Below are 19,182 nucleotides of genomic sequence, written 5' to 3' on the forward strand. Positions count from 1 at the left end.
GGACACCCACGCGCGGACACCGTGACTGCTGTGGTCGCGGGGTTCCTGCTTCCCCGTGGTGCGCGCGGGCCGATCGGGCAGCGCGGATCGCCCGATCGGATGGCCGCGACCCGGTGATCACCGGCGCGAACCTGGCTACCGTCGCTGTATGACTCTCGTACCGACGGTCGACCTGAGCACCTGGCACGACGACCGCGCACGGCTCGCGCACGCCGTCGACGAGGCCCTGCGGGACGTCGGGTTCCTGCAGGTCGTCGGGCACGGCATCCCCCGGGCGACGATCGACGACATGTGCGAAGCGACCGCCGCGTTCTTCGCTCTCCCTGTCGAGGAGAAGCTCCGATCCGCGCCCGCGGACCGTGCCTCGGATCGCGGGTACGCGGCCGAAGGCACCGAAGGGCTGGCGTACAGCCTCGGCGAGACGACGCCGCCCGACCTGTCGGAATCGTTCGTCATCGGCGCGGAGCACATCGACGGCGAGGACCCCTACGGCTTCTTCGCCCCCAACATCTGGCCCGAACTACCGGAGAACCTGCGTCCGGCGCTCACCGCGTACGCCGACGAAGCGCATCGGGTCGCGCGCGTGCTGCTGGAGATCTTCGAGACGGCGCTGGAGCTGCCCGAGGGCTACCTCGGCTCGTACACGCGGCACCCGACACGCACCCTGCGGGTGAACCACTTCGAGCGCCGCGCCGGAGCGCCCGAGCCCTTGCCGGGTCAGATGCGGCTCGGCGCGCACACCGACTACGGCATCGTCACCGTCCTCTACGCCGACCCCGTCCCCGGCCTGCAGATCCACGGCCCCGACGGCGCCTGGCACGACGTCGTCCCCGCCGAGGACGCGCTGGTGGTGAACCTCGGCGACCTCACCGCGCAGTGGACCAACGACCGCTGGCGCTCCACCCTGCACCGGGTCGTGCCGCCGTCCGGGCCGGGGCCGTCACGGCGGCGGAGCGTGGCGTTCTTCTTCGACGGCGACCACGACGCGCGGTTCGAATGCCTCCCGACCTGCCAGTCCGCCGAAAACCCGCCGAAATATCCGCCCGTCCTCGGCGGCGAGCACCTCTACGCCAAGATCACCGGCGGGCGGACCCTGGAACCCGCCGACGCGATGAACACCGCGGCCGACCGCGGCTGAGGAAAAATCTTCGGCGGACCATGTCCGGTCCTGTCCGGCGGCTCCGACGTCCCCGGCAGAAGGCGCCGGAGCGGTGCCCGCCGAGAGGAGAGAACCGTGAAGTACATGATCATGATGTTCGGGTCGCAGAAGGACCTCGTCGACATCGCCGGCGCCTGGAGCGCCGACGAGGTCAAGGCCCTGCACGAGTTCATGACCAAGTGGAACAACGATCTGGTCGAGTCCGGCGAGTTCGTCGACGCGCAGGGACTCTCCCAGCCGACGCACGCGCGCCGCGTCTCCCTGCGGGACGGCGCGCTGGTGGTGACGGACGGGCCGTACGCCGAGACGCAGGAGGTCCTGGTCGGATACACGACCGTCGACTGCGCGAGCTACGACCGCGCGACCGAGATCGCGGCCCAGCTGGCGAACACCCCGCATCCGGAAGGCAGCGACCTCGGCCGCGACTGGTACGTCGACATCCGGCCGTGCGCCGACAGCTTCGAAGAACTGGAGCTCTAGGGTGCCGGACAGCGGCGTCGAGGATCTGCTGCGCGAGCTGTCGCCGCAGGTCCTCGGCGCGGTCGTCCGCCGCTACGGTCACTTCGACCTGGCGGAGGACGCGACGCAGGAGGCGCTGCTCGCGGCCGCGACACAATGGCCTGCCGAAGGGCGGCCCGAAAATCCGCGCGCGTGGCTCATCACCGTCGCCTCGCGGCGGCTGACCGACCTGCTCCGCGCCGAGCAGGCCCGACGCCGTCGCGAGGACAACGTCGTCCAGCGGACCCTGCCGGAGGAACACCTCGCCCCCGCTGCGGACCGGCGTGCCACCGACTCCGACGACACGCTCGTCCTGCTCTTCCTGTGCTGCCACCCGTCCCTGTCGCCCGCGTCGCAGATCGCGCTGACCCTGCGAGCGGTCGGCGGTCTCACCACGGCGGAGATCGCCCGCGCGTTCCTGGTGCCCGAGGCGACGATGACCCGGCGGATCAGCCGCGCGAAGGCCGGCGTCAAGGCCAGCGGTGTCCCGTTCGGCGAGCCACCGGAAGCGGGACGGCTCGACGCGGTGCTCCACGTGCTGTACCTGATCTTCACCGAGGGGTATGCCACCACGTCGGGCCCCGACCTGACGCGGAGCGACCTTTCCGCCGAAGCCATCCGCCTGGCCAGGATCGTCCACCGGCTGCTGCCGGACGACAGCGAGGTCACCGGGTTGCTCGCGCTGATGCTGCTCACCGACGCGCGCCGTCCGGCGAGGACGGGGCCGGACGGCGCGCCGATCCCGATGTCCGAACAGGACCGGAGCCGGTGGAACACCGAGTACGTCGCGGAGGGTGTCGCGCTGCTGTCCGAAGCGCTGCCGCACGGGCCGACCGGGCAGTACCAGATCCAGGCGGCCATCGCCGCGCTGCACGACGAGGCGCCGAGCGCCGAGAAGACCGACTGGCCGCAGATCGAAGCGCTGTACGCGGTTCTGCTGCGGCTCTCCGACAACCCGGTGGTGGCGCTGAACCACGCCGTCGCCGTCGGAATGGCCAGAGGAGCGCGAGAAGGCTTGGCGGCGTTGGAAGAACTCGGCGACCGGATCGCCGGTGACCACCGGTTCCACGCCGCCCGCGCGCACCTGCTGGAGATGGCCGGGGACACCGCCGGAGCCGTCGAGTCCTATGTGGACGCCGCGCGACGCGCCACGAGCCTGCCGCAGCAGCGTTATCTCCACGCCCGGGCCGAACGCCTCGTGAGTGGTAAGGACGGTTAGAACCGTCCTTACCACTCACGAGACGCCCAGGCACTAGCAGCTGACGAGAAGCCCGGTGATCGCCGTGCAGGTCGCCGACGCTGTGTCGTTGGCCGCGTTCGGGTCGGCGACGGAACTCTGCGTGATCTTCGCGGTCGTCTTGACCGGCCCGACGGTCAGCAGCCCCGTCGCCACCGAGAACTTGGCCGTGGCACTGGCTCCGGAGGCGAGCGACGAGAAGTCGCAGTTGACGACCTTCGTGCCGCTCGGGTTCGAGCAGGCCGCCGAGCCGGTGTAGCGCAGCCCGTTGCCGAGGGTGGACGTCACCCGGATCCCGGACGCCGCCGCCGGGCCCGCGTTCGTGACCTTGACGGTGTACTCGATCGACGACGTCAGCAGCCCGCGCGGGGACGCGGTCAGCGTGACCCCGAGATCGGCCGCGGTCGTGCCGCCGGTGATGGTCAGCACCGGGCCGTCGAACGTCTCGAAACTGTAGTTCTCGCCGAGGAACTGATGCCGCAGGGTCACCGGGCCGAGCGGGGCGTCGTCCTTGATCCGCAGGGTGAAGGTCACCTTGCGGCTGTCGCCGGGAGCCACGTCCCCGACCCCGCCGCGGATGCTCACGACATGCGAGCTGCAGCTGAGCGCGCCCGGGCACGAGACGACATCGGCGATCCCGGTGAGCGGGGTCTCTGCGGTGTAGAGCGTCGCCGCCCCGCCCTCGATGGCCGCGTCCGTGAGCGCGTTGTACAACGAGTGTTCCACGGTGAACGTCTGTCCACGCTGGACAGTGGTCGGGCTGACCACCACCGAACTGGTGGGAGTCTCGGCGAAGGCGGGGGCCGGCGACACGAGCGAGATGGTGGCGGCCGCGACCACGAGGGACAGCAGTGTGGCTCTTCGAAGCTTCATCGGTTCTCACAATCCCGGTCGCCGATCGGTGCGGACAACGATCAGTCGCCGGACGACGGGCATTCGTTACCGGCGCTTTCCACCGCCCGGCCCGTCCCATTCACCCGCTCGGAGCAACCTGGTCGTCGCCGCGAAGCGCGGGAATCAGGTTCGCCTCCTCGTAGGCGAAATGCTCTTCGAGGCCTTTCACGACGCGCTCGAACTCCTCTCGCAGGGCGACACGTTCGATCTTCCCCTTGCCCCGCAGCAGTCGATCGAGAGCGCGCAGGGCGCGGGACACGGTTTCGTGCTCCTGACGCAACCGCTTCAGCGCCAGCGCGAGCCCGGGATGGGCCTTCTCGATCGCGGTGAACGCGCCATCCTCCCGGAGATGATGCAGGCGCAGGTCGTTGCAGAAGGTCACGCAATGGCCGAGCAGTTCGCGCCGCAGCTCCGGCCGGCCCGCGGCAGGCGCGCCGTCGAGTTCGGCCCGCGCGGCCGCCAGGGTCTTGCGGAGCTCCCCATGGTGGACGAGCAGCTGATCGGCGATCGCCCGGCCGCGGGCGGCGTCGACCTCCAAAAGATGCAGCGCGAAACCCGGTTCCTCGCCGTCGAGTGGCACGGCACGCGCCGCATGCGGCACGCCGTCGATTTCGAGTGTCGCTTGTGGACTGACCAGAAGGTCGCCATACCAGGCCGAATCGGTGTCGGGCGCGAACACCAGGTACCTGCTCCCGGACGGGCGGCAGTCGACGCGGGTGGTGCGGGGACGCCCCGTTTCGGCGTCCGCGGTGGTCATCAGCACCGGTACTCCCCAGGTAGCATCGTCAGGAAAGCCATTTTGCTTTGCAAGCAAAGCCTCTTTGCTTGCAAAGGTATTCGGGAGGGTGGGCGGTGTCAACCGAGGACATGGAAACCGACGACGCCGTGCGAGCCTTGCTGTTGCTCATGCCGCGGATGGTCGGGCGCGCGAAGCGGATCAAGATCCCCGAAGAACTCCAGTCGCTCTCGCTGGCTCCACGCCATCTGTCGCTGTTGTCGTACCTGCTGTTCGACGGGCCCATGACGGTGAACGAACTGGCCGAACGGCTCGAGGTCGCCCCGACCACGGTGAGCCTGATGGTCGGCGAACTGACCAAGAAGAACGTGCTCGACCGGCGCGAGGACGAGGCGGACCGGCGACGGCGGATCGTCGCCATCGCCGAGCGGATGCGGCCCGCGATCGACGGGTGGCTCGCGCAGGGCGCCCGCGCCTGGCAGAAGGCGCTCACCCCGTTGACCCCGGCCGAACGGCGCATGTTCGTCGATACCCTGCGCGCCTACGAAGACGGACTGACCGACTAGGAGGAGCGGTGCGCTACCTGCTCATGCTCTGCGGGACCGCCGGCGATCCGGCGGTCACCACCGACATCACCGAACCCTGCCACGCCTGGAGCGAAGAGATGACGCGGCGCGGCCTGCGGGTGAACGGGATGGGACTGCGCCCGCCCGGATCGGCGACGACCGTCCGCGTCCGCGGCGGCGAGGCACTGCTCACGGACGGTCCGTTCGCCGAGACGAAGGAACAGATCGGCGGCATCAACATCGTCGAATGCGACAGCCACGAACAGGCCGTCGAGGCGGCGAAGGCCCATCCGTGGGCGGCGATCGGCACGATCGAGGTCCGCGAACTGCTCTAGCTGATCCGGACCGTGACCTGGTTGTCGGTGTAGGTGTAGGCCACGTATTCGAATTCGACGCCGGTCCGTTCGACGTACTCCAGCCACGCCCGGTACTCGTGCCGCTGCCAGCCGGGATAGTTGAAGAACTCGTCGAAATGCACGATGCTGCCCGGCCGCAGACGCGGGCCCACCAGATCGAGCACGGTTTTCGCGGAGCTGTACAGATCGCCGTCCACGTGCAGGAAATCGACGACGCCTTCGTGCCGCTCGAGAAAGCCGGGAAGCGTGTCCGCGAAAAGACCGACGACGAGTTCGGCGCCGGGGACGTCCGGCAGGTCGTCGCGCGCGAACGAACCGGCGGGCATCCCGTTGAGCCAGTTCTCCGGCAACCCCTGGAACCAGTCGAATCCGTAGGTCTCGACACCACCGCGGGCCCTGGCGATCGCACCCAGGGTGTTCCCGGTCGCGACGCCGAATTCGAGAGCCATTCCGCCGGACGGGGCAAGGGAAAGCGCGTACGCGAGGGTCTCTTCCGGGCTCGTGAAGTGCTTGGTCCCGGTCAGCTGCTCACGGGCGAAACGATTGCTGTCCTTGGCCGCGTCCTGATCGCCCGCGTAGATGATGTCGCGACGGCTCCGGATTTCGAACTCGACGATCCGATCGAAACAGCGATCCCCCTGCCGGACGATCTCTTCGCGCAGTTCCGCGGCGACCCGTTCCCATTCCTCCGCATAAGGATCATGGAATCGGCGGGCGAGCCTGTGCAGGCCCCGGCCGAGCGTGCCACGTGCCGACCGGCCCAAGGTTTTCAGGGCTGAATGGGGTACCAGGTGACGCATCCCGGGACGATACACCAGGACCATCCGGGTGAACGGGCCCGGAACACGAGGGGCCGGTTTCGTTGCGGTAACCGAGGGATCCGCTCCTAGCATCGTGATCACTTACCAGCAGGGAAAAGGGGAGCACGATGAGCAGGATCGTCATCTTCGGCGCGGGCGGACGCGGCGGGCGCCGCGCCGTCGCCGAAGCCGTGAGCCGCGGGCACCAGGTCACCGCCGCGGTGCGGGATCCCGGCCGCCACAAGGATCTCGCCGGGGACGACGTCACCCTGACCGCCGCCGACGTCACCGTCGCGGACGACGTCGCGAAGGCCGCCGCCGGGCACGACGCCGCGATCAGTTCGATCTACCGCGCCGACCTCGCGTCGCGCGAGTACTACCCGGCCGCCGCGCACGCGCTGATCGACGGCCTCGGCCGGGCCGGTGTCGCGAGACTGGTCGTCGTCGGCGTGGGGTCCGCGCTGGAGATCGCTCCCGGCGTCGCTTTCCACGACCAGCCGGGCTGGCCGCCCGAGCATCGCGAGTTCTCACTCGGCCACACGGCGGAACTGGAGGTCTTCCGCGCGTCCGGCGGCGGGCTCGACTGGGTCGTCGTCGCGCCGCCGCCGGTGATGCTCGACGAGCACGCCGGACGCACGGGCGAATACCGCAGCGGGGATCATCGGGTCCTGCCGCGCGCGGCGGACGCGGGACCGTTCTCCTACGCGGATCTCGCGGTCGCGCTGGTCGACGAGATCGAGCGGCCGAACCATTCACGGGTCATGGTCGCCATCGACCACTGACGGTGTCGCGCGTGGGGTTCTAGCCAAGGGTGCTTGGCCTGGACGGTTCGGAGATGGTGTCGCGAAAGCCACTTTCGGGACACCAGATGTCGCGAAAGTGGCTTTCGCGACACGGTCGCCAGGGCGGTGTGTCGCGCCCGGCCACGGCCGACGTCGCGAAAGCCACTTTCGCAACCCCCGGGCCAAGCCCCGGCACCCGAAGTACGTGAAGGCCCCCTTCATTGCGCTAGACGCAATGAAGGGGGCCTTCACGTACTTCGGCGTCGAGCCCGGTCAGCGCTCGGGCGCGTCGCCGCCGTTCTGCTCGGCCAGGAACCGCTCGAACTGGTTGCCCAGCTCCTCCGCGGTCGGCATACGCTCGGCCGACTCCGCGAGCAGGCTGTCCTTGCCGGACGCCTCCATGAACGTGTCGTACTGCTGCTCCAGCGCGCGCACGATGTCCGCGACCTTCTCCGATCCGGCGACCTGACGGGCGATCTCGGCTTCCGCCGCGTGCGACGCCTCTCGCAGTTCCCCGTCCGGCAGGTTCAGTCCCGTCGCCGCGGCGACGGCGCCGAGCAGGTTCAGCGCGGCGCTCGGGTACGTCGAGTCCTCCAGATAGGGCGGCACGTGCGCCGCGAACCCGGACGCGTCGTGCCCCCACTCGCCGAGGCGGAACTCCAGGAGCCCCGCGATACTGCCCGGCACCTGCATCCGGTTGGGCAGCGGACGGTGCTCGCCGACGAGTTCGTTCCGCGTCGCGTGCGCGGTCACGCCGAGCGGGCGGGTGTGCGGCGCACCCATCGGGATACCGTGGAAACCGGTGGTGAGCCGGACGTCCCAGCGTTCGACCAGCCCGCGCACGGCGGCGCAGAACCGCTCCCAGTCGTGATCCGGCTCCGGGCCGGTGAGCAGCAGGAACGGCACGCCGTCGGCGTCGTGCAGCAGGTGGACGACCAGCTCGGGGGCGTCGTAGGCCTCCCAGTGGTCGATGGAGTAGGTCATCGCCGGGCGGCGTGAGCGGTAGTCGATGAGGCGGTCGACGTCGAACCTCGCGATCACCCGGTGCTCGGAGGAGTTCAGGAGCTGCTCGGCGACGAGCTTGCCCGCCGAACCCGCGTCCATGAAGCCGTCGAAGTAGTGCAGGAGCACGGCCCCGCCGAGGTCAGGGACGTCCGAGTCCACCTCGTACAGGTCTTCCGGGTCCAGCGCCACCAGATCCTCCAGGTTTCGTGGGTACGACCGTCCACAGGTACCAACACCCCGATAGGGGGTATCCATTCCGCCGACGGTGGCTTGGATCCTATCGGTCCGTGACAGCCGTCGTGGGCGATCCGCACGGAGGTGGTGCAGGGTGGAGGGGTGACAGAAGAGACGCTCGGCCTGCGCCCGCCCGCCAATCGGGTGAGCAGGCGCGCCATCGGCTACTGGACGGTCTGGGCCGCGGTCGGCTGGGTGATCCTCATCGCCGCGCAGACGGTGTTCGTGCTCACGAGCGACGACGCGCCGACCTGGCTCACGGTGACCTTGACGATCTCCTGCGTGGTCGCGCCACTGCATCTGCTGGTCATGCCGCAGTGGCGCTACCGCATCCACCGCTGGGAGGTCACCGCCGAGGCCGTGTACACCCAGGAAGGCTGGCTCAGCCAGGACTGGCGGATCGCGCCGATCTCGCGGATCCAGACCGTCGACATCGAACGCGACCCGGTCGAGCAGCTCTTCCGGCTGGCGAAGATCACCGTGACGACGGCGTCGGCCGCGGGTCCGGTCAAGATCGCCGGCCTCGACCACGCCGAAGCGCTGAAACTGGCCGCGGAACTCACGAAGACCACGCAAGCCACTCCCGGTGACGCGACATGAGCGCCGAGGCGCCACCGGAGACCGCCGCCGGCCAGTGGCACCGGCTCGACCGCCGGATGCTGCTGATCCGCCCGGTGCTCGACGTCGTGAAATCGCTGCCGGTGCTGATCGGGACGGTGGTCCTCGGCCGGGGCAACGGCTGGGAATGGTTCGGGCTCGGCGTCACCGCGCTGACCGTGTTCGTCGGGGTCTCGCACGTGCTCACCTCCCGGTACCGCATCGCGGACGGCCAGGTGGAATGGACCACGGGTCTGCTGCTGCGCAAGCATCGCGCGATCCCGCTGGACCGGGTGCGCACGGTCGACGTCACCTCGGAACCCAAGCACCGGCTGTTCTCCCTCAGCGCCGTACGCATCGGCACCGGTCGGCATTCACCCGCTCAGGGCGCGAACGGCGACCAGCTGGTGCTCGACGCCGTCAGCCGGACCGAGGCCGACCGGCTACGCACGGTTCTCTTGCACCGCAAGGAGATCGCCGAGACCGCCCCACCTCCCGAGCAGGTCGTGGCGGAGGTCGACCGCAAGTGGGTGCGGTACGCGCCGTTCACCCTGTCCGGGCTCGCCGTGGTGGGCGCGATCTTCGCCGCGGTCTGGCATTTCGCGCACCAGCTGGACATCGCCCCGGAGAACGTCGGCCCGCTGCGGGATCTCCTGGACGATCTGGCGGACACGGCGGTGTGGCTGATCGTGGTCGTCGCGGCGGTCGGTCTGCTCGTGGTCGTCTCCCTGCTGTCCGTCGGCGGCTACGTGCTCTCGTTCTGGAACTTCAGGCTCACCCGCGAGACGGAAGGCACCCTGCACGTCCGGCGCGGGCTGATCACCACGCGTTCGGTGTCCATCGAAGAAGAACGGCTTCGCGGCGTCGAGGTGAAGGAGCCGCTGCCGCTGCGGATCGCGGGCGGGGCGCGGCTCACCGCGATCGCGGGCGGGCTTCGTGAGGGCAAAGGCGGGGACAAGGGCGGCGGGCTTCTCCTGCCGCCCGCGCCCGTCGGCCGGGTCCACGAAGTCGCGGCCGAGGTGCTGCGGGAGAACTTCGACCCGGCCACCGTCGCGCTGAACCGGCACCCGCGGCGGGCGCTGACCAGGCGGCTCACCCGCGCGGTCGGCGGGGTGCTGATCCTGGCGGCCGCCCTCTTCGGCTTGGCGTGGATCGATTTCCTGCCGTCGTGGATGTGGCAGGTCGCGCTCGGCCTGGTCCCGATCGCCGCGCTGGTGGGCTGGGATCGCTACCGCAACCTCGGCCACGCGATCGTCGGGCGGTACCTGGTGAGCCGGTCGGGTTCGCTCGCCCGGGCGACGGTGGCGATCCGGCGCGAGGGCCTCACGGGTGTCGCCGTCAGCCGCTCGTTCTTCCAGCGCCGCGCCGGATTGATCACCGTGACCGCCCCGATCGCGGCGGGCAAGGGCGGCTACCGGGTGGTCGACGTCGGCGAATCGGCCGGGCTGGCGATGGCGGAGCAGGCGGCGCCAGGCCTGCTCACGCCGTTCCTGCGCCGGGAGGCTCAGCGGTAGCCGGTGACGTCCGCGGGCAGGCCGGGATCCTGGACCTCGACGAGATAGCGCCAGCAATCGGGGCGGCTGCCGTCGAGGTCGGTGAATCCGTATTCCTTCGCCAATTCGCCGCTGGACACCGATTTCCCGTTCCAGCGGGCGACTCCCGCATCACCGGCCAGCGCCGCGACCGCCCTGCCGACGAACGCCGGGCTTTCAGAAATGGCGAAATGCGGTTGCACCTTCGTCGCGTCACGCCAATTTTCTTCGGTCACCCGATAAGCGTCGAGCATCGCTTCGGAACGCAACCAGCCCGGCGTGACGGCGACCGCGGTACCGCCATGCGGTGCCAATTCGTGCCCGAGCGCGAACGCCATCCGGTTCACCGCGGTCTTGGCGAGATCGTAGAAGAACGAAACCCGGTAGTTCTCCGAGTTGTAGGCGGCGGTGCCGTCGTTGACTTCGACGACCAGGGCACCCGGATTCCTGATCATGAGCGGCAGCGCGAAATGACTGGTGATGGCATGGGTGTCGATCGCGAGCCGCAGCGTCCGCAGTCCGATGTCCAAAGTGGACTCCCAGACCGTCTTGTCCCATTCGATGGGCGCCCCGTAGATGTCGTTGACCAGGACGTGCAACGCGCCGTGGTCGGCGTCGATCCGTTCCACCAGTTCGCGGACCTGGTCCGCCGCCAAATGGTCCACGGCGATCGCGATCCCGCGGCCGCCCGCTTCGTCGACGAGCGCCGCCGTCTCCTCGATCGTCTCGGGACGATTCATTTCCGATCGCCGGGAACCGGTACTGCGACCGGTCACGTAAACGGTCGCGCCGGCGGCGCCCAGCTGGACCGCTATTCCCCGCCCGGCCCCGCGAGTCGCCCCGGCGACCAACGCGATCTTGCCGGCCAATGGCTTTTCCATGGACCGAACCTAGCAAGAAGTCCGCTTGTTCGTTGACCAAAGACCCTGGTCCGCAATTCACACAATGTGCTAGTTTCTTGACTCTTCGTGATCCCCCGGCGAGAGGTCGAGATGACGCCTGCCGCACGATCCCTGAACCCCACCGCCCCGCCGAAACGCACCCCCGGCGCCAGCAGCTCACGCAAAGTCCTCCAGTTGCTGCTCTCGTTTTCCGAACGCCGCTGGGACGCGAGCGTCGCCGAGCTCGCGGCGAGGATCGGCACCCCGGTCGCCACGACCTATCGCTATGTCGCGCTGCTGAAGGAACTCCAGCTCCTGGAGGAGGGCAGGACGGGGCGCTATCACGTGACGAGCCAGGTGATGCCGCTGGCGCGGGCCGCGCAACTGGCGAACGACCTCGCCAGGCTGGCCCGTCCGGCGATGGAGGAGGCGGCCCGCGATCTCGGCGAGACGGTGCTGCTGTTCCAGCATTTCGGTGAATCCGCGGTCTGCGCGGACCGGGTCGAATGCGAACGCGCGATGCGCTTCACCTTCCAGCCGGGGCATTCCGTCCCGCTCGGCACCGGCGCGTCGGGCAAGATGCTGCTCGCCATGCTGCCGGAGGGCGAACGCGAAAGGCGCCTTTCGTCGATCGTCCAGCGGCGCGGCCCGAGCGTGCGGGAAGAGGTCAAACGCGCCGGGACGAACCGGTTCGCGGTCAGCTGGGGCGAGCTGGACGACGGCGTCTGGTCGTGTTCCGTGCCGATCCCGAGCACCGGGCACCGGCCCGCGGTGCTGACGCTGGCCGCCCCCGCCACCCGGATCGGCGACGACGCGAAGCGGGCCGCCATCGTCGCGCTTCAGTCGTACGCGAGCAGGATCCACCGCGCCGTTTCTTCGTTCGCCCTCTGATCACGCGTGTTCGCCCTAAATCACGCGCCTCCACCCACCACGGCGGGGTAGAACTCGATCCGTGATCCGACTCGCCACCCCCGAAGACCTCCCCGCGCTCCAGGACATCGAACGCGCCGCGGGCGAACCGTTCCGCGCGCTCGGCATGGCCGCGATCGCCGACGACGACCCTCCGTCGATCGCGGACCTCACGGCCTTTCAGCGTGAGAATCGCGCCTGGGTGTGGGACGCGGGCGACGGACCGGTGGCGTATCTGCTCGCCGAGATCGTCGACGGCCACGGCCACATCGAGCAGGTGTCCGTCCATCCGGATCACGCGCGCCGCGGCCTCGGGCGGCGGCTGATCGAGCATGCGGCGGAGTGGGCTTCGCGCGAAGGGCTCGCCGGGCTGACGCTGACGACGTATGCCGAGGTTCCGTGGAACGCGCCGTACTACGCCCGGCTCGGCTTCGTGACGCTCGACGAGGAGAGCCTCACAGCGGGCCTGCGAGCCGTCCGCGACCACGAAATCGCCCGCGGCCTGGACGCGTGGCCACGGGTGACCATGCGGAGATGACCCGCCCGGGGGGTCAGGTTGGCACCGAGCGTCGAACATGTGTTCTACTGTCGGCGCCGGCCCCGGAGGGGGAAGCTCCGCGGGCCGGCACCGGACTTCAGGGAGGCACCGATGGCGGTCAAGATCACCCATCTCACCAACGGGCAGCAGGTGCGCTTCGCCAACGCGGACGGCGCCCGGCGCTACGCCGAGATCATCGGCGGCGGGGTCGACAAATGGCGGTTCACCGTGGTCAGCGGGCATGACCGCCCGGAATTGTCGGGGCGGGTCGTTAATGTGCCGGTATGGCGTATGACTTCCAGGTGACCGTGGACTCCGCTCATCCGCACGACCTCGCCGGCTGGTGGGCCGAGATGCTCGGGTGGCGGGTCGAGGAGAGCAACGAGGAGTTCATCCGCGAGATGGTCGCCAAGGGGTACGCCCCCGAGGAGGCGACGACCACGCACAACGGTGTCCTGGTGTGGAAGGACGGCGCGGCGATCGTCCACCCGGAGACCGGGCAGCGGTTCCTCTTCCAGCTGGTGCCCGAGGGGAAGACGGTCAAGAACCGGCTGCACCTCGACATCCGGATGGGGGCGGGCAAGATCGAGGCCGAGCTCGAGCGGCTGACCGCGCGCGGCGCGACGTTCCTGCACCGCGGCAAGCAAGGGCCCGCCGAGTGGATCACGATCGCCGATCCGGAGGGCAACGAACTCTGCCTCTCCTGAGGCGGGCCCGCGAGGGCCCGCCACTGGGGGTGTCATGAAGGGACTGGTCCCGTCGGCCGTGCCCTTCATGACCGAGCGCGCGGCCCTCGTTCGCGTCAAGGCCTCGTGAGTGGTGAGGACGGTTCTAACCGTCCTCACCACTCACGAGGCCCGTCACTTCCGGTGCTCCGGGCTCCGCCAGATCCGGCTGCGCAGGTCGGCACCGCGGATCACCTGGATCCGCCACGGCGTCAGGCGCAGCACGTGCAGCCGCGGGTCGGACGGGCTCTGCCAGAAATTGCCGAGCGGGTAGCCGGCGCCGCGCGGACTGGTCTTGCGGTACAGGTCCCAAACGTGCTCCTTGACCGAGGGCTCGTTGTCCCAGACGGCCACCGCGTCGATCGCCACCGAGTTGTTCCCCGGTGCCCAGTAAGAGAAATTGGTATGCGGGTTGCCTTCGAGATGGGCCGCCTTCACCGGCGTCCGAAAGGTGGCCAGCCAGCCGAGCGGACGACCGTCGACCTTCTCCCACACCGGGATGAGCACCCGGGTCCGCGGGCGGTTCTGGGCGTCGACGGTCACCATCGTGGCGTAGTTGATGGCTCCGACGTAGGCGTCGAACTCCGCTTCCAGCTCACCGAAGTCCCGGGTCGTCGTGCTCATGCGGCGCTCCGGAAGGATTCGACGGCGCGCGAGAGGCTGGCCGCGCCGTGTCCGGCCGCGATCTGCCGGTCGATCAGGTCCTTGACCGGGAGCAGGGTGTCCGGCGGGACGTCGAGCTCCCGGCTGGCCCGGATGATCGTGCTCAGCCCCGCCTGGTTCATGGCGAGGCTGGACTCGCCTCCGGTGTAGCCGCCGCGGTCGATCTCCTCGGCGAAGGTGGTCAGCGCCGGGAACGAATCCCCCAGCCAGGACAGCAGCATCGGCGTCAGCTCGGTGGCGCGCACCCCGGCCGCCGACGCCATCGCCGTGGCGTGCAGGAAACCGCCGATCATGCCGTACATCCCGGCCAGGATGGCGACGTCGTATCCCGACGCGAGACCGGCGTCGACGCCGAGGAAAGTGCCTTTCCCCAGCAGATCCAGCTTCGATTGCCAGCGCTGGTGAACGGCCTCGGCACCGCTGTAGCTGATCGACGATCCGGCCGTGCCGATCGTCTGCGGCACCGCGTAGACGGCTCCGTGCAGGTACCGCGCGCCGTGTCCGGCCGCCCAGGACGCCAGCTCGCGCGCGTCCTCCGGCCCGCCGGAGGTGACGTTGACCAGCGCGCGCCCGGCGACGGCGTCGCCGGCCGCCGTCAGGACCTGCCGGGCGACGGTGGCATCGAGCAGCGCGACGAGCACGAGGTCGCTCGACGCGATCGCCTCCGCGGCGGTGCCGGCGGCCGTCGCACCGGCGGCGACGAGCGCGTCTGCCTTGGTGGCGTCGCGGTTCCAGACGGTCGTGGGAATCCCTTGGCGCAAGAAGGTTTCAGCCAGCGCGTGGCCCAGGTTGCCGAGGCCGATCACGGCGACTCGCTCAGGTGTCGTACTCATGTGACCAGCCTCGTGGCCCGCACTTCCCGCTGCCAGTGACACTGATGACCGGAAGCACCAAATTCGTGCCATAGGCTGTGGCCATGAGCGCTGGTTCGGTCGCCCTGGTCGTCCCCGACGAGATCGGGATCGCCTTCTGGGATCTGTACGAGGTGAGCATTCCCGCCACCGTTTTCGGGATGCCCCAGCCCGATCTCGCCGATCCCTGGTACGACCTGCGGCTGTGCGGAACAGGTGACCGGGCCGAGGCGACGGCACCCGGGTTCGCGCTGCGCACCCCGTACCGGCTCGACGACATCGTCGGCGCCGGGACGGTCATCGTGTCGTCGGTACCGGACGAGGTCCTCAGCGACGGCGCGCCGGTCTCACCCGAGCTGATCAGCGCGTTGCGCCGCGCCCACGACGCGGGCGCGCGGATGGTTTCGCTGTGCTCCGGCGCCTTCGCGCTCGCTGAGGCCGGGCTGCTCGACGGCCGTCGAGCGACTTCGCACTGGATGCACACCGCGGCACTGGCCGAGCGGTTCCCCGAGGTCGAAGTCGACGACTCCGTGCTCTACGTGGACGACGGCGACGTGCTCACCAGCGCCGGGATGACCGCGGGCCTCGACCTGTGCCTGCATCTGGTCCGGCGCGATCTCGGGGCACACGTGGCCAACCAGCTGGCCCGCCGGATGGTCGTGCCCGCGCACCGGCCTGGCGGACAGGCCCAGTTCATCGATCTTTCCGTGCCCGCCACCGACGATCAGGGGCTGGCGCCGGTGCTCGACTGGGCGAGGGCCCATCTCGACCGGCCGTTGACGATCGAGGATCTCGCCCGGCGCGCCATGATGAGCCGCCGGACCTTCTACCGGCGGCTCCAGCAGGCGACCGGCACGACACCGCTCCAATGGCTGCTGACCCAGCGGCTTTCGCGGGCACAGAGCCTGCTGGAATCGACCGCCCTGCCGGTGGAGCGGATCGCGGAGGTCAGCGGTCTCGGCACCGCGAACAACCTGCGCCACCACTTCCTCAAACAGGTCGGCGTCTCGCCCGGCGCCTACCGGAACGCGTTCCCGCGGCAGCCACCGGTGACCGCCGCCGCGAGATGACGACGTCTAGGCGAGCCTCGACCCAGTGCCCAGAGAGGACGTTCTTGCCGCAAGCGGTCGTGCGGCCGGAGTGTGTCGCGAAAGCCACTTTCGCGACGCCTGATGTCCCGAAAGTGGCTTTCGCGACACTGGACGCGGAGATCCCCAGCAGGGCTTACCGGACAGTGTCTAGGCGAGCTTGTCCAGCGCACGCGGCAACGCCGTCGTGAGCAGGTCGAGCTCGGCCTCGCCCGCGATCAGCGGCGGCGACACCGCGATCCCCTTGGCGAGGTTCCGCACGAGGACGCCTTCGTCCCGTGCCAACCGCTGCAACCGGTTCGCCGCGCCGGGGTCCGCCGCGACGACCTCGGCCTCCAGCTCGACCGCGCCGAGGAAACCGAGCCCGGCCCGGACGTCGGCCACCAACGGATGCGAAGCGAGCCCGGAAAGCGCGTCCGCCAGCGGTTTCTCCAGTTCCCGCCCGCGCGGGATCAACCCGTCGCGCTCGTAGATGTCCAGCGTCGCGTTCCCCGCGGCGCAGGCGACCGGATGCCCGGCGTAGGTCGCGCCGTGCCGCAGCACCGGCGCACCGGGCGAGCCGGTGAAGAACGGCTCGGCCACCCTCGGCGCGACGATCAGCGCGCCCAGCGGGATCGTGCCGCCGGTGATGCCCTTCGCGGTCGTGATCATGTCCGGTTTCACGGCCCACCGGTCGATCCCGAACCAGGTGCCCAGCCGGCCGAACGCGGCGATCACGCAGTCCGCGACGAACAGCACGTCGTGCTTGCGGCAGATCTCGGCGACCGTCTCGATGTACCCGTCCGGGGGAAGGAGGACGCCGCCCGCGCCGATCACCGGTTCGCAGAAGAACGCCGCGACCCGCTCCGGCCCGACCCGCAGGATCTCCGCTTCGAGCGCCTCGGCGCTGTCGTAGGGAACGTGCGAGATGTCGCCCGGCAGCGGACCGAAGCCGGCCGCGTTGGCCGCGATGCCGCCGACCGCCGTGCCGAAGCCGTGGGTGCCGTGGTAGCCCTGCACCCGGCCGATGACATGCACCTTTTCCGGGCGTCCGGTGTGGGCGAAATACGCACGGGCGATCTTGACCGCGGTGTCGATGACGTCGCCGCCGCCCGACCCGAAGAACACCTTCGAGCCCGGCTCGGGGGCCAGCGCGGAGACACGCTCGGCGAGCTTCAGCGCGGGCTCGTTGGCGTTGTAGCCGAACAGGTTGTACGAGTCGAGCGTCCGCAACTGGTCCGCGACGGCCTGCGCGATCTCCTCGCGCCCGTGCCCGAAGTTCGCGTACCAGAGCGACGCCGTCGCGTCGAAGTACCGCTTGCCCTCGTCGTCCCAGACGTAGGAACCTCACCGCGGGTGATGACGAGCCGGTCGCCGTCGACCGCTCCCATGTCCGCGAAGGGGTACCACAGCGGATTGCGCGCGGACGCCGACGAAACCATGATCTTCCTCCTCGTGCTCGTGCCCCCATCCTCACCCGGATCGGGCCGGAACGCGAACACTCCATCGTGCACAGTTCGCGCCGCGGACTTGTCCGGCTTGTCGGCCCGGTCGGCTTTCGTGTCGCGCCCGAACCACCTGGGCAGGCCGCACACGTTGCGAAAGCCACTTTCGCAACCTTCAGCGTTGCGAAAGTGGCTTTCGCATCACGCGGGAAAGCGCGACTCACGACTCCCGTCGGTCGTAAGCGGCCAGAAGCTGCTTCTCCGCGTCCCGCAGGTACTTCTCCAGTGCCGTCTCAGCCGGCCCGAAGCGTCCCCGCTCCAGATCCCGGAGGATCCGCTCGTGCCGCTCCAGGAACGGCTCGAAGAACGCGCGGGTGTTCTCCGCCAGCACGAAGAAGAGCCGCGTCTCCGCCAGCACCTGGCGCATCGTCGTGCTGACCCGCTCGCTGGCCGCCAGGTCACCCACCGCCTGATGGAACGCGATACTCGCCGTCCCGACGGCCTGCCAGTCGCCTTCGTCGGCCGCGGCCCGGCCCTCCCGGACCGCCGCCGCGACCGCCGAAAGGTCCACAGTGGACAGCTCGGCCGCGCGCCGCAGCGCGCCGCATTCGGTGACCCGCCTCATCACGTAGAGATCCGAGATGTCCTGTGCGGTCAGCTCCCGGACGAACACACCGCGGTTGAGTTCGTGCACCGCGAGCCGCTCGTGCGCCAGCAACTGGAACGACTCGCGCAGGGTGTTGCGCGAGACGCCCAGCGCCGCGCTGATCGACGGTTCCGAAAGCCTCGACCCTGGCGGGAAAACACCCTCGGTGATGCGCTGGCGCAGGATCTCGGCGACCCGTTCCGCGGTCCCGCTCCGTTCGAGCAAGGGTCTGTCGCGGGCGAGCGTCTCCTCGGCGGCAGGTGTGGACACGGCGTTACCTGACACCGAGTTCGAAGTCGAGGCTGTACCGGTCGCCCGGCATGGCGCCGGCGGCCTTGGCCCCGTCGATGGGAAGCGCGACCCCGTTGATGAAGCGCGACTCGTCGCTGGCCAGGAAGACGACCGCCTTCGCGACTTCCCACGCCTCGCCGACCCGCGCCGCCGGTGTGCTCGCGGTCAACTGGTGCTGCTTCGCCTCGAAGTCCTCCGGCGACGCGAGGGTGCCGCGCAGCATGTCCGTGTCGATGGCGCCCGGGTTGACCGTGTTCGCGCGGATGCCCTGGTGCGCGTGCGCGACGGCGATCGACTTCGTCAGGCCGACCAGCGCGTGCTTGGTGGCGTTGTACACCGGGTCGCCGGGGCGGCCCATCACCCCGCCGTTGGACGACGTCGTGACGATGCTGCCCGCCTTGTTCGCGATCATGTGCGGCAGCACCGCCCGCGTACCGAGGAAGGCCGCGCGCACGTTCAGCGCGAAGATGTCGTCGAACTCCGCGAGTGTGGTGTCCACCAGCGGTTTCCCGAGGTGGATGCCGACGTTGTTGAACAGCACGTCGATCCGCCCGGTTTCGGCGGCCACCCCGCGCACGAATTCGCCGACCTGCCGTTCGTCGGTGGCGTCCACAAGGGACTGACGAGCGCCGTCGACGATTTCCGCGGGCTCGCGGATGTCACTGGAGAACACGGTCGCGCCCTCGGCGACGAACTCCTTCACGGTGGCGAGGCCGATCCCCCTCGCGCCCCCGAAGACCACCGCGACCTTGCCTGCCAGCCGGCCCATG

Annotated in this window: 22 protein-coding genes and 1 pseudogene; 13 read left to right on the plus strand and 10 right to left on the minus strand. The window is 69.7% G+C overall.

The features are described from left to right. Positions 1-148 precede the first annotated feature (148 nt). From ACOCEP_RS04000 to ACOCEP_RS04010, 3 genes are all read left to right on the plus strand, one after another. The gene (locus ACOCEP_RS04000; protein ID WP_482335825.1) at positions 149-1,138 is read left to right on the plus strand and encodes an isopenicillin N synthase family dioxygenase; all 990 of its coding nucleotides are present in this window, start codon (positions 149-151) and stop codon (positions 1,136-1,138) included. Positions 1,139-1,243: 105 nt separating this feature from the next. Beyond that, complete coding sequence (locus tag ACOCEP_RS04005; protein ID WP_482339563.1) at positions 1,244-1,639, plus strand: YciI family protein; 396 nt, start codon at positions 1,244-1,246, stop codon at positions 1,637-1,639. 1 nt (position 1,640) lies between these two features. After that, the gene (locus ACOCEP_RS04010) at positions 1,641-2,876 is read left to right on the plus strand and encodes an RNA polymerase sigma factor (protein WP_482335826.1); all 1,236 of its coding nucleotides are present in this window, start codon (positions 1,641-1,643) and stop codon (positions 2,874-2,876) included. 33 nt (positions 2,877-2,909) lie between these two features. On the opposite strand, the gene ACOCEP_RS04015 is transcribed toward ACOCEP_RS04010, so the two are convergent. Both ACOCEP_RS04015 and ACOCEP_RS04020 read right to left on the minus strand, forming a co-directional pair. Further along, a complete protein-coding gene (locus tag ACOCEP_RS04015) occupies positions 2,910-3,767 on the minus strand; it encodes a hypothetical protein (protein ID WP_482335827.1) in 858 nt (285 codons plus the stop codon). A gap of 100 nt (positions 3,768-3,867) precedes the next feature. Further along, positions 3,868-4,545, minus strand: a complete 678-nt coding sequence (locus ACOCEP_RS04020) for a nitroreductase/quinone reductase family protein (RefSeq protein ID WP_482335828.1) — start codon at positions 4,543-4,545, stop codon at positions 3,868-3,870. 110 nt (positions 4,546-4,655) lie between these two features. Here ACOCEP_RS04020 and ACOCEP_RS04025 point away from each other — a divergent pair, with 110 nt between their 5' ends. Then, complete coding sequence (locus ACOCEP_RS04025; RefSeq protein ID WP_482339565.1) at positions 4,656-5,090, plus strand: MarR family transcriptional regulator; 435 nt, start codon at positions 4,656-4,658, stop codon at positions 5,088-5,090. Positions 5,091-5,098: 8 nt separating this feature from the next. Continuing rightward, a complete protein-coding gene (locus ACOCEP_RS04030) occupies positions 5,099-5,425 on the plus strand; it encodes a YciI family protein (RefSeq protein WP_482335829.1) in 327 nt (108 codons plus the stop codon). Here ACOCEP_RS04030 and ACOCEP_RS04035 read toward each other — a convergent pair. Then, a complete protein-coding gene (locus ACOCEP_RS04035; RefSeq protein ID WP_482335830.1) occupies positions 5,422-6,246 on the minus strand; it encodes a class I SAM-dependent methyltransferase in 825 nt (274 codons plus the stop codon). The two genes, ACOCEP_RS04030 and ACOCEP_RS04035, sit on opposite strands and share 4 nt — an antisense overlap. Positions 6,247-6,374: 128 nt before the next feature. Between ACOCEP_RS04035 and ACOCEP_RS04040 the strand changes: the two genes are divergently transcribed. Beyond that, positions 6,375-7,028: an NAD(P)-dependent oxidoreductase gene (locus ACOCEP_RS04040; RefSeq protein ID WP_482335831.1), complete on the plus strand. Its 654-nt coding sequence runs from the start codon at positions 6,375-6,377 to the stop codon at positions 7,026-7,028. 273 nt (positions 7,029-7,301) lie between these two features. Here ACOCEP_RS04040 and ACOCEP_RS04045 read toward each other — a convergent pair whose 3' ends face one another. Beyond that, a complete protein-coding gene (locus ACOCEP_RS04045) occupies positions 7,302-8,222 on the minus strand; it encodes a proteasome assembly chaperone family protein (RefSeq protein ID WP_482335832.1) in 921 nt (306 codons plus the stop codon). A 147-nt stretch (positions 8,223-8,369) separates the two neighbouring features. On the opposite strand from ACOCEP_RS04045, the gene ACOCEP_RS04050 reads away from it, so the two are divergent. Together ACOCEP_RS04050 and ACOCEP_RS04055 are read left to right on the plus strand one after the other, a co-directional pair. After that, entirely contained in the window at positions 8,370-8,867 is a 498-nt protein-coding gene (locus tag ACOCEP_RS04050; RefSeq protein ID WP_482335833.1) for a PH domain-containing protein, read from the plus strand. Continuing rightward, the gene (locus ACOCEP_RS04055) at positions 8,864-10,378 is read left to right on the plus strand and encodes a PH domain-containing protein (protein WP_482335834.1); all 1,515 of its coding nucleotides are present in this window, start codon (positions 8,864-8,866) and stop codon (positions 10,376-10,378) included. Before ACOCEP_RS04050 ends, ACOCEP_RS04055 begins: the two co-directional genes overlap by 4 nt. On the opposite strand, the gene ACOCEP_RS04060 is transcribed toward ACOCEP_RS04055, so the two are convergent. Continuing rightward, on the minus strand, positions 10,369-11,277 hold the full coding sequence (locus ACOCEP_RS04060; protein ID WP_482335835.1) for an SDR family oxidoreductase: 909 nt from the start codon (positions 11,275-11,277) through the stop codon (positions 10,369-10,371). The genes ACOCEP_RS04055 and ACOCEP_RS04060 overlap by 10 nt on opposite strands. Positions 11,278-11,388: 111 nt before the next feature. Here ACOCEP_RS04060 and ACOCEP_RS04065 point away from each other — a divergent pair, with 111 nt between their 5' ends. From ACOCEP_RS04065 to ACOCEP_RS04080, 4 genes are all read left to right on the plus strand, one after another. Beyond that, positions 11,389-12,168: an IclR family transcriptional regulator gene (locus ACOCEP_RS04065; RefSeq protein WP_482339567.1), complete on the plus strand. Its 780-nt coding sequence runs from the start codon at positions 11,389-11,391 to the stop codon at positions 12,166-12,168. A gap of 61 nt (positions 12,169-12,229) precedes the next feature. Then, on the plus strand, positions 12,230-12,724 hold the full coding sequence (locus ACOCEP_RS04070) for a GNAT family N-acetyltransferase (protein ID WP_482335836.1): 495 nt from the start codon (positions 12,230-12,232) through the stop codon (positions 12,722-12,724). 111 nt (positions 12,725-12,835) lie between these two features. Then, entirely contained in the window at positions 12,836-13,030 is a 195-nt protein-coding gene (locus tag ACOCEP_RS04075) for a hypothetical protein (protein WP_020631236.1), read from the plus strand. Continuing rightward, positions 13,009-13,431, plus strand: coding sequence for a VOC family protein (locus ACOCEP_RS04080; protein WP_482335837.1), 423 nt, complete (start codon positions 13,009-13,011; stop codon positions 13,429-13,431). The genes ACOCEP_RS04075 and ACOCEP_RS04080 overlap by 22 nt, the downstream gene beginning before the upstream one ends. 153 nt (positions 13,432-13,584) lie before the next feature. On the opposite strand, the gene ACOCEP_RS04085 is transcribed toward ACOCEP_RS04080, so the two are convergent. Together ACOCEP_RS04085 and ACOCEP_RS04090 are read right to left on the minus strand one after the other, a co-directional pair. Continuing rightward, positions 13,585-14,073, minus strand: a complete 489-nt coding sequence (locus tag ACOCEP_RS04085; protein WP_482335838.1) for a pyridoxamine 5'-phosphate oxidase family protein — start codon at positions 14,071-14,073, stop codon at positions 13,585-13,587. Beyond that, a complete protein-coding gene (locus tag ACOCEP_RS04090) occupies positions 14,070-14,945 on the minus strand; it encodes an NAD(P)-dependent oxidoreductase (protein ID WP_482335839.1) in 876 nt (291 codons plus the stop codon). Before ACOCEP_RS04090 ends, ACOCEP_RS04085 begins: the two co-directional genes overlap by 4 nt. An 83-nt stretch (positions 14,946-15,028) precedes the next feature. Here ACOCEP_RS04090 and ACOCEP_RS04095 point away from each other — a divergent pair, with 83 nt between their 5' ends. Continuing rightward, a complete protein-coding gene (locus ACOCEP_RS04095) occupies positions 15,029-16,033 on the plus strand; it encodes a GlxA family transcriptional regulator (protein ID WP_482335840.1) in 1,005 nt (334 codons plus the stop codon). 168 nt (positions 16,034-16,201) lie between these two features. Here the strand turns inward: ACOCEP_RS04095 and ACOCEP_RS04100 are convergent. From ACOCEP_RS04100 to ACOCEP_RS04110, 3 genes and pseudogenes are all read right to left on the minus strand, one after another. After that, positions 16,202-17,472, minus strand: a pseudogene (locus tag ACOCEP_RS04100) (aminotransferase family protein). A 223-nt stretch (positions 17,473-17,695) separates the two neighbouring features. Then, the gene (locus ACOCEP_RS04105; RefSeq protein WP_482335841.1) at positions 17,696-18,391 is read right to left on the minus strand and encodes a GntR family transcriptional regulator; all 696 of its coding nucleotides are present in this window, start codon (positions 18,389-18,391) and stop codon (positions 17,696-17,698) included. 4 nt (positions 18,392-18,395) lie between these two features. Next, positions 18,396-19,181: an SDR family NAD(P)-dependent oxidoreductase gene (locus tag ACOCEP_RS04110; RefSeq protein WP_482335842.1), complete on the minus strand. Its 786-nt coding sequence runs from the start codon at positions 19,179-19,181 to the stop codon at positions 18,396-18,398. Position 19,182 lies beyond the last annotated feature (1 nt).

This window comes from Amycolatopsis sp. CA-211722, from assembly GCF_056828465.1.